This is a genomic window from Micromonospora sp. CA-111912, from assembly GCF_050948415.1.
GTDB lineage: Bacteria > Actinomycetota > Actinomycetes > Mycobacteriales > Micromonosporaceae > Micromonospora.
Genome location: NZ_CP192007.1, coordinates 2084476 through 2099414, shown reverse-complemented (window position 1 = coordinate 2099414; position 14939 = coordinate 2084476). Strand labels below are relative to the sequence as shown.

Annotated in this window: 11 protein-coding genes; 6 read left to right on the top strand and 5 right to left on the bottom strand. The window is 74.9% G+C overall.

What is annotated here, in order from left to right:
• Positions 1–243 precede the first annotated feature (243 nt).
• From ACQPZO_RS09530 to ACQPZO_RS09520, 3 genes are all read right to left on the bottom strand, one after another.
• On the bottom strand, positions 244–1023 hold the full coding sequence (locus ACQPZO_RS09530; protein ID WP_433348892.1) for a TetR/AcrR family transcriptional regulator: 780 nt from the start codon (positions 1021–1023) through the stop codon (positions 244–246).
• A gap of 60 nt (positions 1024–1083) precedes the next feature.
• Positions 1084–2073 carry a dTDP-glucose 4,6-dehydratase gene (rfbB, locus tag ACQPZO_RS09525; RefSeq protein WP_433350906.1) on the bottom strand — a complete coding sequence of 330 codons (990 nt, stop codon included), beginning with the start codon at positions 2071–2073 and terminating at the stop codon, positions 1084–1086.
• A 131-nt stretch (positions 2074–2204) separates the two neighbouring features.
• On the bottom strand, positions 2205–3536 hold the full coding sequence (locus ACQPZO_RS09520; RefSeq protein ID WP_433348890.1) for a COG1470 family protein: 1332 nt from the start codon (positions 3534–3536) through the stop codon (positions 2205–2207).
• A 154-nt stretch (positions 3537–3690) separates the two neighbouring features.
• On the opposite strand from ACQPZO_RS09520, the gene ACQPZO_RS09515 reads away from it, so the two are divergent.
• The 4 genes from ACQPZO_RS09515 (at position 3691) to ACQPZO_RS09500 (ending at position 10887) form a co-directional block, all read left to right on the top strand.
• Complete coding sequence (locus ACQPZO_RS09515) at positions 3691–4314, top strand: helix-turn-helix transcriptional regulator (protein WP_387024591.1); 624 nt, start codon at positions 3691–3693, stop codon at positions 4312–4314.
• Between the two features lie 113 nt (positions 4315–4427).
• Complete coding sequence (locus ACQPZO_RS09510; protein ID WP_433348887.1) at positions 4428–8135, top strand: VWA domain-containing protein; 3708 nt, start codon at positions 4428–4430, stop codon at positions 8133–8135.
• A gap of 4 nt (positions 8136–8139) precedes the next feature.
• A complete protein-coding gene (locus tag ACQPZO_RS09505; RefSeq protein ID WP_433348885.1) occupies positions 8140–8766 on the top strand; it encodes a DUF4255 domain-containing protein in 627 nt (208 codons plus the stop codon).
• Positions 8767–8769: 3 nt separating this feature from the next.
• Positions 8770–10887 carry an ATP-binding protein gene (locus ACQPZO_RS09500; protein ID WP_433348883.1) on the top strand — a complete coding sequence of 706 codons (2118 nt, stop codon included), beginning with the start codon at positions 8770–8772 and terminating at the stop codon, positions 10885–10887.
• A 44-nt stretch (positions 10888–10931) separates the two neighbouring features.
• Here the strand turns inward: ACQPZO_RS09500 and ACQPZO_RS09495 are convergent, their stop codons facing one another.
• Complete coding sequence (locus ACQPZO_RS09495) at positions 10932–11291, bottom strand: hypothetical protein (RefSeq protein ID WP_433348881.1); 360 nt, start codon at positions 11289–11291, stop codon at positions 10932–10934.
• Here ACQPZO_RS09495 and ACQPZO_RS09490 point away from each other — a divergent pair.
• Together ACQPZO_RS09490 and ACQPZO_RS09485 are read left to right on the top strand one after the other, a co-directional pair.
• A complete protein-coding gene (locus tag ACQPZO_RS09490) occupies positions 11290–11544 on the top strand; it encodes a hypothetical protein (RefSeq protein WP_433348879.1) in 255 nt (84 codons plus the stop codon). The two genes, ACQPZO_RS09495 and ACQPZO_RS09490, sit on opposite strands and share 2 nt — an antisense overlap.
• A gap of 520 nt (positions 11545–12064) precedes the next feature.
• On the top strand, positions 12065–12823 hold the full coding sequence (locus tag ACQPZO_RS09485; RefSeq protein WP_433348877.1) for an eCIS core domain-containing protein: 759 nt from the start codon (positions 12065–12067) through the stop codon (positions 12821–12823).
• A 33-nt stretch (positions 12824–12856) separates the two neighbouring features.
• Here the strand turns inward: ACQPZO_RS09485 and ACQPZO_RS09480 are convergent, their stop codons facing one another.
• On the bottom strand, positions 12857–14749 hold the full coding sequence (locus ACQPZO_RS09480) for a hypothetical protein (protein ID WP_433348875.1): 1893 nt from the start codon (positions 14747–14749) through the stop codon (positions 12857–12859).
• Between the last annotated feature and the right edge of the window lie 190 nt (positions 14750–14939).

Genomic DNA, 14939 nt, shown 5'->3' with positions numbered 1-14939 from the left:
CCCCGTCCGCCCCCGCCGCACGCTGCCTCCGGCTCGCCGGCCGCGTCTGGCCGGCGCGGATGGACACCGGCGGGGAAGATCCAGGATGGCAGAGCAGCCGGGTGGCCGGCCGCACCATGTCCGGTATCCGACCGGGCCGACAAAGTGGACGTCAGCCGACGCTGCGGGTGCAGCCGTTGAACAGGGCGAAGTCGCGGCACTGGCCGCCGCCCCGGCATGGCGTCGCCCGGCAGCGATTCCCGCCTATCCGGCGTCGGCCGCGCCCGAACGCTTGGCGACGATTACCGCGACGCCGTCGAGCACCCGCTGGAGGCCGAACTCGAACGCGTACTCCGGCCCGTACGCCGCACCGTGCGCCTCCCCCGCCGCCGAGCCCACCCGGGAGGCCGTCGGATAGCTGCCCGACTTCATGAACCTCTCCAGCCAGGGGGCATGCGACTGCCACCACTGGCCGTCCGTCATGCCGGTCTCGCGCTCCAGGTCGGCCACGTCCAGCGCGGCCCGCGCCGCGCTCTTGACGTGCCCGAGGACCAGGGTGAGCACGGCGTCCATCTCCACGTCGTCGAGGCCGATGCCAGCCACGGTGCCCAGCTCGTAGTCGTACTTGGCGAGCATGTTCGGGCCGAGCACGGGCCGGCTGGTCTCGGCGCGCAGCAGCCACGGGTGGGCGCGGTAGAGCCCCAGGTTCTCCCGGGCGACCTGTTCGAGTCGGGCCCGCCAGCCGCCGGGGGCGTCCACCGGGCGCCCGATCTCGCCGTAGAGCGTGTCGACCATGACGTCGAGCAGCTCCGCCTTGCCCGGCACGTACGTGTAGACCGACATCGTCCCGACGCCCAGCGCCTCGCTGACCCGGCGCATGGTGAGCGCGTCGATCCCCTCGGCGTCGGCGATCTCGATCGCCGCCCGGACGATCCGGTCGACGCTGAGCCCCGGCCCGGCGCTGCGGCTGGTCGGCTCCCGGGTGCGCCAGAGGATGGCCAGGCTGCGGGCGGGGTCGATCTTGCCCTTGCGCTCGTTCGGCATAGTGCCGCCATCCTATCCAGGGCATACGGTACGACGTACCGCCCCGGATCGCTCGGCCGGCTAGCGCCCGATGGCCGCGTAGCGGGCCTCGGTTTCGGCCTTCTGCGGCCCCCACCACCACTCGTTGCCCCGGTACCAGTCGATGGTGGCGGCCAGCCCGTCGGGCAGCTCCGCCCAGCGGGGCCGCCAGCCCAACTCCCGGCGGATCTTCCCGCTGTCGCAGGCGTAGCGCAGGTCGTGGGCGGGGCGGTCCGGCACGCTGTCGAAGTCGTCGACGGGCCGGCCGAGCAGCGTCAGGGTCAGCTCCACCAGGGCCCGGTTGCTCCACTCGGCGCCGGATCCGATCAGGTACGTCTCGCCGACCCTGCCGGCGTCGAGGATCAGCAACACCGCGTCGTTGTGGTCGTCGACGTGGGTCCACTCCCGCACGTTCTCGCCGGTGCCGTAGAGCTTCGGTCGCCGCCCGATCAGCACGTTGGTGATCTGCCGGGGCAGGAACTTCTCCACGTTCTGGTACGGCCCGTAGTTGTTCGCGCAGTTCGACAGCGTCGCCCGGACCCCGTACGACCGGGCCCAGGCCCGGACCAGCAGGTCCGAGGCCGCCTTGGTGGCCGAGTACGGGCTCGACGGGTCGTACCGGGTCTCCTCGGTGAACGCCTCGCCGCCGTGCAACGGCAGGCTGCCGAACACCTCGTCGGTGGAGACGTGGTGCAGCCGCCGGTCGTGCCGGCGGACCGCCTCGAGCAGCACGAAGGTGCCCTCGATGTTGGTCCGCAGGAACGGGATGGGGTCCTGGAGGGAGTTGTCCACGTGGGACTCGGCGGCGAAGTGGACCACCGTGTCGCAGTCCCGGACGAGGCCGTCGACCAGGTCGCCGTCGCGGACGTCGCCGTGGACGAAGGTGATCCGGTCGCCCACCTCGGCGAGGTTGTCCCGGTTCCCGGCGTAGGTGAGCGCGTCGAGGACGGTCAGCCGCAGGTCCGGCCGGGCGGCCAGCGCCCGGTGGACGAAGTTGGCGCCGATGAACCCCGCACCCCCGGTGACCAGCATCTGCTCCATGCCGCGACGCTAGCCGACGGGTCTCGAGGCCGGGTCGAAGTCCGTCACCTGCCGCCGGCGGGCCGGTGACGCGGCCACGCCCGCACTGCGCCTGGGCGACGGCGGCGACCCGGCCGGTGTCGTCAGGCCGCCGGGGTGCTCGTGCTGCGGGTGTAGCCGTTGAGCAGGGCGTAGTCGCGGCACTGGCCGCCGCCGCCACCGGCCCCGTCGAGCGTGGTGCCCGCCTTCCGGCAGGTGGCTCGTAGGCTGATCACCCGGCCGGCGCGGACCTCGATCGGCGACACCATGTGGTAGTCGAGGTCCCGGAAGTTGTTCAACGCCACGGTGAGCACCGTCGTCCCGTCCACCACCAGCTCCAGCCGTCCCTCGTCGCCCTGCGGGTTCTGCAGGAAGATGTCGGTCAGCACGAACACCCGGCGGGACGCCACGGTGTACTGGTCGGTGCGGGTGGCGCCCTTCGCGGCGGTGACCGCGAGCCGACGGCTGAAGGACTGCCCGCCCGCCGGGATACCCGGCACGGGGGCGCTGGGCGTCGCCGACGGCGGCAGCGGCGGGTTGCTCGGGGTCGGCCCCGACGGGCGAGGGCTGGCGGACGCGCCGCCGAGCGCCCGCTGGGCCTTGTCGTCGGCCTGCTGGGCCCGGCTGTCGGCGGCGCTGGCCTGCTGCGCCACCGGGGCCACCTGCTCCTGGGCGACCTCCTCGGCCAGGGACTTCACCGTCGGCCGCAGCAGCGTGTACCACAGGCCGGCGCCGAGCAACGCGAGGACCACCAGCGCGGCGAGGATCCGACCCATCCCCTGCGGCAGCAACGGCTCCTGCACGGTCGCCGCGTCCAGGGTGGCCGGGGGCGTCTCCTCCGAGACGACCGCGACCTGGAAGGGCAGCGTCACCGGGTGACCGCGCCACCGCAGCCGGCGCGCGCGGACCCGCACCTGGACGAAGGCCGCCTCACCGGGGGCCACCGCGAGTTGCGGCGGGCGGACCGCGACGCGGAGCCGGTTGTCCGGGTCGCTGCCGGCCAACGTCAGCCCGAGCGGCGTGTTACCCAGGTTGGACACCGACAGCTCGTGCCGGCCGCCCCAGCGCCCCCGCGAGGTGCGCGGCAGGATCTCGGGGGCGATCTCGGCGAACGGCAGCACCCGCACCGTGGCTTCCGGAACGACCTGACCGTCCGGGTTCTCGGCCGGGGTGACCCGCACCGCGAAGGGCCGCTCGCCGGCCACCACCTGCGGCGACCGGGGTGGCTGGAAGCGGATCACGACCGTCTCGGCCGAGCCGGGGTAGACCGAGACGGTGGGCGGCTCGGCGTGGGCCCAACCGGCGGCGTCGCCCAGCACCTCGAGCACGTACGCCTCGACGATCGGGCCGGCGTTGCGGACCTCCAGCCGGCAGCTCGCCTCGCCGCCCGGGCTGACCTCGACGAGGTCGGTGTCCAGGTTCGCGTCGGTGGTCATGGCGCGACTCTAGGTGGATGCCCACCCGTTCAATCCGCCGTGGAGGAAGACCTTGGGGCAACGCGGGAGGGCCGTTAAGCCCACGTTGACTGCACGATTGGTGCGGCGGGCGATACTCGGCGTCACCGATCGTCCCAGCGCACCGGGGGTGCTCATGCGACGCGTACCAGTCCACCTGTCCTCCACCGATGTCATCTCGCGCGCCGGGGTGGTCAGTCAGCTTCGGCCCCGGCCGGAGGTGCTGCTGCTCGACGACGCCGAGGCCGACCGGGCCGAGGTGGCGGTGATCATCACAGACGGCATCGACGAGTCGTCCCTGCGGACCCTGCGTGCGACGCGCAGCCGGGGCACGCCCGCGCTGGTGCTGGTGGTGACCCAGGTCGACGACGCCGGGCTGGTCGCCGCCGTGGAACACGGCGTCGCGGGGATCGTCCGCCGGTCGGAGGCCAGCGCGGACCGCCTCGTCGCGGTGGTCCGGGCCGCTGCGGCGGGCGAGGGCGCCGTCCCGCCGGACCTGCTCGGCCGGCTGCTCCAGCAGGTCGGTGCGCTGCAACGGGAGGTGCTCGGGCCGCGCGGGCTGACCTTCTCCGGGCTGGCCGACCGGGAGGTGGAGGTGCTTCGCCTGGTCGCCGACGGCTTCGACACCGCCGAGATCGCCGCGAAGCTCTCCTACTCGCAGCGGACCATCAAGAACATCCTGCACGACGTGACGAACCGGCTGCACCTGCGCAACCGCTGCCACGCCGTGGCGTACGCGCTGCGCAACGGCCTGATCTGAGCCGCGCTGCCTTATCGGGCAGGCCGCACTGCCCGCAGGCCGGCACCGACCGCCGCTACCCGCCCCGCCGGGGGTCGACACGGTGGGGACAGGGGTGACCACGGGGAGGTGTCGTGCGCTGGGGCAACCGCCGCTGGGGAGTCATGGTGCTCGGGCTGGTGGCCGGGTCGGCGCTCGCCGCGCCCGCGCCACCCGCGCCGCCCGCCCCCACGCCGCCCGCACCGGCGCCGGCCCCGCCGGACGCCGAGGTGGGCTACCGGCTGGGCTACCGCAGCGAGGAGCGCCCGACCCCGGTGGTGAGCGCGGATGCCACCGGCACGCCCCGTCCGCTGCTGTCCGAGAACGAGCGCGGCGACGCCGAGCGGGACGTCGACGCGCGCGCCGGCCGGCTGGTCTGGGTGGGGCGGCGGGCCACCCCCGGCGGTGCCGACCGTGGCGGAGGGCTCTACCTGCGCCGCCCGGGCGGGTCGCCGGTGCGGCTGGTCGGCGGCCCCGGCACGGTCGCCCACCCCGCCCTGTCCCCCGACGGCCGGCAGGTCGCGTTCACCAGCGACCGGGCCGGCAACGCCGACATCTGGGTGGTCCGGGTCGACGGCTCCGGGCTGCGCCGGCTCACCGACCACCCGGCCGAGGACAGCTGGCCGACCTGGTCGCCGGACGGGGCCCGGATCGCCTTCGGCAGCACCCGGGGCGACCCCGCCGGGGACGTCTGGGTGCTGCCGGCCGGGGGCGGTGCCGCGGTCCGGGTGACCGACGGCCCGGCCACCGAGGGACAGCCCGCGTGGTCCCCGGACGGCGCGCGGATCGCCTTCACCACCACCCGGTTCGCGCCGGCGGCCGACCCGGCCTTCCGCACGGTGGCCACCGTGGCCCCCGGCGGCGGCCCGGTGACCCGCGCGGTGCCGGGCCCCCGGGACGCCGCGGAGCCGGCCTGGTCCCCCGACGGCACGCGGATCGCCGTCACCTCCACCCGCGACGACCCCGCCGGGGACGTGTACGTCGCCCGGGCCGGCCGGGTGACCCCGGTCGCCACCGGCCCGCTGCCCGAGCACGAGCCCGCCTGGCGGGGCGGCGACCTGATCTGGACCGCCACCGAACTGGCCGACACCAGCGACGTGTGGACCGCCGACGCCACCGGCGGGGACCGCCGCGACCACACCGCCCGGCCCGGTCTGTCGGAGACCGGGCCGGCGTTCAGCCCCGACGGCACCCGGCTCGCCTACAGCGCCGACCAGCCCGGCGGCGGGGCCCGGGTCGTCGTCGCCGACGCCTCGGGCGCCGACCCGCGCGCCCTCGCCCCGCCCGGCACCGCCGAGGAGGACCGGGACACCGACCCGACCTGGTCCCCGACCGGCGAGGCGGTCGCGTTCACCCGGCAGCCGTCGGACGACGACCCCTCGCGGATCCTGGTCGTCGCGGTCGCCGACGGGAGGCTCCTCGCCGAGGTGCCGATGCCCCCGCACCTGATCGGCCGCGACGCCGAGCCTTCCTGGTCGCCGGACGGCCTGCGGCTCGCGTTCTCCCGGCTGGCCACCCCCCGGCGCAGCGACCTGGCGGTGCCGAGGGTGGATCGGCCGGCGCTGCCGGGCACCTCGTTCACCGTGGAGCAGTCGCTGCCCACCCCACCGATCCCGCCCCGCCCCGACATCGTCTTCCTCGTCGACGACACCGCCTCGATGTCCCGGCCCGGGGAGGGCGGGGCGAGCGTGATCAGCCAGCTCAAGGCCCGGCTCTCCGATGTCATCGGGAACGTGCGGGCGAGCCAGCCGGACGCCTGGTTCGGCCTGGCCACGTTCAGCGGGCGCGGCGGCGAGGGGGAGTACGACCCGGACATGTACCTGCCCCGCCAGCCGCTGACCAAGGACGACGCGGCCGTGGACGCCGCCGTGCAGCGGCTCACCGCGCAGAGCCCGTACGGCACGGAGAACTGGTTCTACGCGTTGCGGCAGCTCGCCGGCAACGACCGGATCGGGTTCCGCCCGGACACCAGCCGGATCGTCGTGCTGATCAGCGACACCTACAGCCTCGACAAGACCACGCCCCAGGGCGTCCCGATCTCGACGGAGACCCTGCTAGGGCAACTCCAGGCCGAGAAGATCGCCCTGATCGGGGTGCCGATCAAGAGTTCCGCTGGGGAACTGGGGCTTGACGGGGACCACGTGGCGACGGAACTCACCGGTGCAACGGGTGGGGTGTTGACGAAGGACAGCGCCCCGGACAAGATGATCGAGGCGATCATCGAGGCCATCGGGAAGCTGAAGGTCACCGTCAGGCCGAGCGCCACCTGCGACGACGGCCTCTCCGTCGCCTTCGACCCGGACCCGGCGAGGGTGGACGCCGGCACGCCGGCCAGGTTCACCGAGACCGTCTCCGTCGCGCCCGGGGCAATCCCCGGGTCCGTGCTGCGCTGCACGCTGCGCTTCGACCTCGACCCGCCGGAGGCCGGGTCGGACGCCGTGCAGGAGCTGATCGTCCGGGTCGCCCAGCCCGGCCTGCCGCTGGTCCGGGTCGACGACGTGCAGGTCGCCCCGACCGGGCCGACCGGTGCCCAGGTGACCTACCAGGCCACGGCCGTGGACGCGGCGGACCGGCCGCTGCCCGTGCGCTGCGAGCCGCCGTCGGGCTCGCGGTTCCCGATCGGGCAGACCGTGGTGACCTGCCGGGCCACCGACCTGGCCGGCCGCACCGGCGCCGACACTGCGCTGATCATCGTGTCCGACCCGCAGCTCACCGGCACCCGGATCTGGCTCGCCCGGCTCGACGGCACCGGCACCGGTACCGGCACCCTGACCGTCACCGACCAGACCGACCTCAGCGCCCGGATCGGCGACGGCTGCCCGGCCCGCGAGACGGACCGGTCGCCGGCCTGGTCCCCGGACGGGGCCGCGATCGCGTTCGCCGACAGCAGCCGCCCCGCCGACCTGTGCGTGGTCGCGCCCGACGGCTCCGCCGCCCGGCACCCGCTCACCCCCGGAGACCGGGACGGCCGTTGGGTGGCGGACCCGGCGTGGTCCCCGGACGGCCGGCGGATCGCGGTGACCCTCCAGGGGTCCGAGGAGCCGCCGGACATCGTCGTCCTGTCCGGCGCGGGTGGCCCGCCGACGACGGTCATCCGGCAGGTCGGGTCGGAGCCGGCGTTCCAGCGCCTGCCGTCGCCGGACCTCACCCTCACCGTCTCGGTCGGCAACCAGCCGGCCTACCTGGGCGGCGACCCGGTCCCCGTCACCTTCACCGTGCGCAACGCCGGTCGCCTGCCGGCCGACAACGTCTGGCTGGACGTCACCCCGCCCACCCCGCTGCTGCCGCCGATCAGCGCCGACCCGCGCTGCGGGGCCGGCCGCCGGCTCTGCCTGCTCGGCGCGCTCGGCCCCGGCGGGCAGCAGGTGGTCAGGGTCGTGCTGCCCGCGCGGGCAGCGGTCGTCGCGGCGGTCGCCGGGCGGCTCACGGCGACCGTACGGGAGGTGTCGGCGACCCGCACGGCGCAGGCGCCGGTGCAGGTGATCGCGCCGCGGCTGCGCGTCGACCCGGCGATCGGGCCACCCGGGTTCGTGACCGCCGCCGTGGGCACCGGCTTCCCGCCCGGGGCGACGGTGCGGCTGCGCTGGCAGCCCGGCATCACCGCCATCCCGGACACGGTGACCGCCGACGCTGACGGCAGCTTCCGTACCCAGGTGCTGGTGCTGCGCAAGGACGAGCTGGGCCCGCGCGAGCTCGCCGCCGCGCGGGTCTCGGGAGGCCGCGCCTTCGGGCCGGTGCGCGCCACCGAACCGTTCCTGGTGGTGCCGCGCGGGCTCGACCCGCCCTTCCGGGGCAGGTGGTGAGCGGGTGATCCACGAGATCGACGACGCGCTGCGCCGGTTGGTCCGCGACGAGGCCCTGCCCGGTTCCGGCGTGGACATCGTGCTCGAAGCGCCGACGAAGGAGTGGGCGGCCCGGCGCAACGCCCCCACTGTCAACGTCTACCTCTACGACATCCGGGAGGACCTGCGCCGCCGGTCCCGGGGCCTGGTCAACGAGTACGACGAGCGCGGCCAGGTGGCCCGGCGGGTCGCCCCGCCCCGCTACATCAAGCTGTCCTACCTGGTCACCGCGTGGACCCAGCGCCCCGAGGACGAGCACCGCCTCTTGTCGTCGCTGCTGCTGTGCTTCCTGCGCCTCGACGCGCTTCCCCCGGCGGTGCTGGCCGGCTCGGTGGCCGCGATCGGCATGCCGGTGCCGATGACCGTGGCGCTGCCGCCGCCGGAGGACCGGGCCTTCGCCGACGTGTGGACCGCGCTCGGCGGGGAGCTGAAGCCCTCGCTCGACGTGGTGATCAGCACGCCGGTGGACAGCGGCCGGGTGGTCGAGGCCGGCCCGCCGGCCCGCGACGGCATGGTGGCCGAGGTCGCCGACCGGGCCCGCGACGCCGCCGGGGACCGGGTCCGGCACCGGCCGACCCCGGCCGGGAGCTGAGCCGTGGCCCGGGGGTCGCCGACGCTGCTGCGCCGTCTCCAGCGGGTGGAGCTGGCGGTACGTGCTGCGGTGACGACCCGCCGCGAGTCCGACCCGCAGCCCGACGACCCCTTCCGGGGGCTGTACCTGTCCGACGAGGCGGTCGACGCCGCCCTCGACGCCGGCCGGGAGCCTTTCCACCCGTGGCCGGGCGATCCGGCCGATGCCTCGGCAAGGGCGTCGGCCGGATCGGGGCCGGCGGCCGGGCCCGGACTGACGCCGGCCGGGGCCGGGCCGACGCCGGCCGGGGCACCGGCCGGGCTCGAGGGAACCGGGCGGGAGGCCGGGCCGGACCGGTTGGCGGCGCTGGCCCGGGCGGCGGGGCTGACCCCGCTGGACGAGGCGCTGCTGCTGGTGGCCCTCGCCCCGGACGTGGACAGCCGGTTCGAGCTGTTCTACGGGTACCTCAACGACGACGTGACCCGCCGCCGCCCCTCGGTCGGGCTGGCGCTGCGGCTGTGCGGGCTGCCCGAGGCCGCCGCGCCGGCCCGGCTCCGGCTCGCCGCCGGGACGCCGCTGATCGACCTGGCGCTGCTGCGCGTCGACTCCCCCGACCGGCCGGTGCTCAGCCGCGGGCTGTGGGTGCCCGACCGGGTGGGCGGCTGGCTGCTCGGCGCCGACGCCCCCGAACCGTCGCTGGTCGGGTTCGCCGAGCCGGTCGACGCCGCCGGGCCGCCGCCGCCCGGCGCCGAGCAGCTCGGCCGGTCCGGGGCGCGGCTGGCGTACCTGCGGGAGAAGCCGGGCGGCAGCGCGACGGCCCTCGCGGTGGCCGCCCTCGACCAGGCCGGACGCGGCGCGCTCGCCGTCGACCTGCCCCGGCTCGCGGCCGACCCGCAGGCGGCGGAGCTGGCCACCGTGCTGGTCCGGGAGGCCCTGCTCACCGGGGCGGGACTGGTCGTCGGGCCGGTGCGGGGCGACGAGCCGTGGACGGTCTGGTCCCGGCTCACCGCCGGTGAGGTTCCGGTGCTGGCGTACGGGACGCAGCCGTGGGACCCGGCGTGGACGGCCAGCGCGCCGGTGCAGGTCGACGTGGTGCCGCTGAGCGCCGCCGAGCGGGCCGAGGTGTGGCGGGCCGCGCTGCCCGGCCCGGTCGCCGACGGGCTCGACCCGGCCGCCGCCACCGCCCAGTTCGTCCTCGGCGCCCCGGCGATCCGGCGGGCCGCCTCGGTGGCCGTCCAACTCGCCGCCGCCACCGGGGACCCTGTCGGCGCGGCGCACCTGCGCGCGGGTGCGCGTACCCAGAACGCGGCCGGCCTGGAGCGGCTGGCCCGGCGGATCGTCCCGGAGGTCGGCTGGGACGACCTGGTGCTACCGCCGGGGACGCTGTCGCTGCTGCACGAGCTGGCCGGCCGGGCCCGGCACCGGGACCTGGTGTTGCGCGGGTGGCGGATGCGCCCCGGCGGCGGGCGCGGGCACGGGGTGGCCGCCCTGTTCGCCGGGGACTCGGGCACGGGCAAGACGATGTCCGCCGAGGTGGTGGCGGGCAGCCTCGGGCTGGACCTGTACACGGTGAACCTGGCCACGGTGGTGGACAAGTACGTCGGTGAGACGGAGAAGAACCTGGAGCGGATCTTCGGCGAGGCCGCCGGGGTCAACGGCGTGCTGCTCTTCGACGAGGCGGACGCGATCTTCGGCAAGCGCTCCGAGGTCCGCGACGCCCACGATCGGTACGCCAACATCGAGAGCGCGTACCTGCTGCAACGGATGGAGACCTTCGACGGGCTGGCGGTGCTGGCCACGAACCTGCGGGCCAACCTGGACGAGGCGTTCACCCGCCGCCTCGACGTGGTGGTCGACTTCCCGGTGCCCGACGAGGCGGCCCGGAAGGCGCTGTGGGACCGCTGCCTCGGCGACCGGGTGCCCCGCGCCCCCGACGTGGACCTGGGCTTCCTGGCCGAGTCGTTCGAGCTGGCCGGCGGGCACATCCGCTCGGCCGCGGTGACCGCCGGGTACCTGGCCGCCGGGGCGGGGCGGCCGGTGGGGATGGCCGAGCTGATCGGCGCGGTGGGCCGGGAGTACCGCAAGCTCGGCCGGCTGACCCTGGAGAGCGAGTTCGGCCCCTACCTGGGGCTGGCGGTGTGAGACCGGCACCCGGCGGCGGGAGATCTTTGCCGGACGCGGGAACGTCACTCCCAGACGGTGACCCGGACGGTGAGCTGCTTCTCGACCGCCCTGCTCACCACCAGCAGCGCGTAGCGCCCCTCCGAGGTGACCACGCAAATTCCCCGGCGCTCCAGCAGCCGATCCCCGACCGGGCGGGCGGACGGCTGCCCGTACCCCGCCCGGACACAGTCGGCGCGCTGCCACGGGCCGGTGCCCGGCAGCGACGCCGCGTACCTCGGGTCCGCACGGCTGACGACGGCGTCGTTGCTGGCGTCGGGCCACCATGAGGCGTACCCGACGTCGCGGTTGGAGCCCCAGTCGTCCTTGGTCGGGTTCCAGTCGGCGGCCGTCGAGTCCAGGTCGTACGCCGTGTAGTCGGCCATGACCAGCGTTCCGCTCCGCCGCACCCGCGCGGAGACAGCCGCCTCGTTGCTCGGCGGGGGCGGTTTCGGCTTCGACGTCGGGTCGGGCCTCGACGTGGGCCCGTCGGACGGGGGCCCGGTCGGGTCCCAGATCGGCTCGGGAGGAAGCGGCGGGCCGTCCGACGGCGAGCCGTCCGGTGCCGGGCCGACCGATGACGGGTTGACCGGTGCCGGGCTGACCGATGACGGGCTGACCGACGGTCCCGGGGCCTGACCACCGGCGACCGCCACGGGCGTCACGGACCCGGAGGCGCTCGGGGTCGGACCGACCCAGCGATCCACCAGTCCGGTGCCCTTCGCCCACAGGGCGGCGACGACGAGCGGGACGACCGCCGAGATGACGGCCGCCTTGAGCCCCCAGCCCTGCATCCAGGACCGGCGGCCCGGTTCGCGGGCGCCCGAGCGCGGTCGCCGCGACGGCACGCGACGCCCCGATCGACGCAGGATCATGAGCTCTCCCGTCCAACATAGACAGTTGCCCGGACCGCCGATGTTAGGTCCGTCCGGCAAGGCACGGCCGGCCCCGCGACCAAATCGGGACCGTCTGCCGCGATCGGTGTCCGCGAGTGCGCCGCCGTGGGCCGCCAGGGCGCGGCGGACTGCCTGGGTGGGCACTTCGGGCTGCCTCTACGGCTGGCCCGGCTCGCCCTGTGCCGGGGCGGCCCGACACGGGACGGTCGAGACGGGAGACCCTGCCGTGATCGCGTCGGGTCGGCCCGGCGAGGAGGCCCGGCATGCGCGGACATCGCGAGTTCGACTCTGAGGCGGCGGCACGCCCCGCCGGTGACCGGCCGTCCGGCCCCGAGCGCGACACCGACCACCTCATGTACGCCGCCGCCGGCGCCGGCCGCCCCGACGTGCTCGGCGCGTCCGGGCTGCTCGGCCTGCAACGGGCGATCGGCAACCAGGCCGTCGGGGAGCTGCTGGAGCCGGAACGCTCCCCGGTGCACAACGTGGTCAACTCCGGCGGCGGTACGCCGCTCGCCCCCGACCTGCGGGCCGACATGGAGACCCGGTTCGGCGGGCAGGACTTCGGCGACGTCCGGGTGCACACCGACGGGGCGGCGCACGAGTCGGCGAGGTCGGTCAACGCTCAGGCGTACACCGTCGGGTCGAACATCGTCTTCCAGCGCGACAGCTACGACCCGGCGTCGTCGGCGGGGCAGCACATGCTCGCCCACGAGCTGACCCACGTCGTGCAGCAGCGCAGCGGCCCCGTCGACGGCACCGAACAGGGCGGCGGGGTGAAGGTCAGCGACCCGTCCGACCGTTTTGAGCGGGAAGCCGTCGCCAACGCCGACCGGCTGATGAGCACCCCGGCCACTCCCGCCCCGGCTGCCGCCGCCCCCGTCCAGCGGGCGGTCGAGCACGAGGGGCACGACCACCCCGAGGTGCAGCGCGCCGAGGAGATGTCCGAGGAGGACGAGTCGGCGCAGACGTACGTGCAGCGGGAGGAGACCGGCGAGGAGGAGGAAGCGGAGTCGACCTCCTGACCTCGCCGGCCGTCCCGGTCGTGCGCGGGCCCGTCAGGCGACCCGGAAGGCGTACGACTTCGCGAAGTAGCTCTGCTTCCCGTCGGGGCGGACGGCGTACACACTCACGGTCTTGAACCCGCGTGACGGCGGGGTCCAGGTGACCGAGGCGGTGCCGTCCGGGCCCGCCACGACCGTCTGATACACCGAGTCACCGGTGAACTTGTACCGGTACTCGCTCACCTCGTCCCAGTTGGACGGCGGCGAGAAGACGAACGTCCCCGGCACACCGATGCCACCGGAGGCCGGCCCGCCGGCGGGGTAGACCGTGGAGGAGACGCCCGGCGGCTGGTGGTTGAAGCGCAACGACCACGACCCCTCCGAGGAGACCCAGCCGTTCGTGCTGCGGCTGCGTACCGTGAGCTGGTAACCCGTCGGCTCGTCGGCGGTGAAGGTGACCGTGGCGCTGCCGTCCGGGCCGGCCGGGACGGTCTGCTTCGTACCCCCGGTCAGCAGATACTCGTACTCGGTGACCGCAGCGACCCCGGCGTGCGGCGTGATCCGGACGGTCACCTCGTCACCCCAGTCGGGCTGGTCGCCCACCACCGTCACGGTCGGGTCGGTGTCCGGCACCCGGATCTCGTAGCGGGTCTCGGCCGACCGGTTGCCCGCCCGGTCGAGGGCACGCACCACCAGCGTGTTGAGGAAGTCCCGGGGCGGGTTCAGCGTCAGCGTCGCCGAGCCGCCCGGGATGTCGGTCTGCACGGTGCCCGGCACGGTCACCGGATCCGGGCAGACGAGTTGACCGAGGTCGCCGTAGCCGCACCCGGACACGGGGATCGACTCCCAGCCGTACGCGAAGCCGACCACGTCGGGGTTGCCGCCACCGGAGAGGGTGAACACCCCCGGCTCGCCGAGCGGGGTCGGGCCGGTGTCCGAGGTCGGATAGTTGGCCGAGGCCACCTGAACGGCCGGCGGCGCCGTGCGGTCGACGGTGAAGTAGCAGGTCCGGGACCAGGCGGAGGTGTCCAGGCCGTCGGAGGTCCGGGCCTGCCAGGCGTACGTCGTGCCGTCGACCAGCGCGGTGTCCGGCACCTGGACCGTGCTGATCCGGCCGGACCGGCCGTGCTCCTGGTTCAGTTCAACCCGTGCCGCCGGGTCGCCGACCGGCCAGACACCGACGTCGAGCCGCAGACTGTCCGAGCCGTCGGCGTCGTTGCCAACGGCCTGGAGGGTCGCGCGCTGGGCCGGCAGCATCGGGTAGGGGGCCTGCTCCCGGCACGGGAAGCCGCCGTTGTAGAGGCGACCGCCGTCAAGCGCCGGCAACGAGTTGTAGGTGACGGTCAGCTGCAACCGCTTGTACCAGTTGAGCTGGCGGCCATAGCTGAGGTCGCTCTCGTGCTGCGCCGACACCCGCAGCTCGATGGTGATCCGCCCGTCGTCCTCGCGGGCGTCGTCGAGGGCCGCCGCCGAGACGTCGAACGCCAGATCCGTCGGGCAGTACGCCGAGTCGCCCGCCTCGTCCAGCTTCTCGATCCCCGCCGGGGCACCCGCCCAGGTCGGCGTCTGCGTTACCGCTGCGGTACGCCAGACCTCGATGTCCCGCTTCGGGCACTGCGCCGCGCTCTGCTCGCGGAGGTACAGCTTGCCGCCGATGACCTGCCGCGCGGTGAAGCCGGTCAGGTCGAAGGTGGCGTAGACCCGGGACGTGTGGAGCTGACTCGCCCCGTCCTGCCAGGTGCCCAGCGGGGCGTTGGTGTCGCCCTCCCACTCGTGGGCGACCTGTGCGTCGGCGGAGTCGGTGTAGCCGATGTGCATCGGTATCTGACTCTCGTGGTGGGGAGCCGCGGAGGCCGCTCCTGCGGCCGACACGACGGCGAGCCCGCCGGCACCGACCACCGCGACCAGGGCAGCAGCCAACCTCCGGCCCAAAACTGACGATCTCAAGGAGACAACCTTTCCCCGTATGCCTGCGAACCCGAAATGACGCAGCGCATCGACGATCGTATGGATCTCTGGTTGCGTCGTCCACGCCTTTAGCCGTCGGCCGGCATCTCGCGAATCTGCCTCCTGGGTTTCCTGGTGGAGCGGACAGTCGAGGGTCCGACCACGCGAGCGCTGCCCCATCGGGCAACTT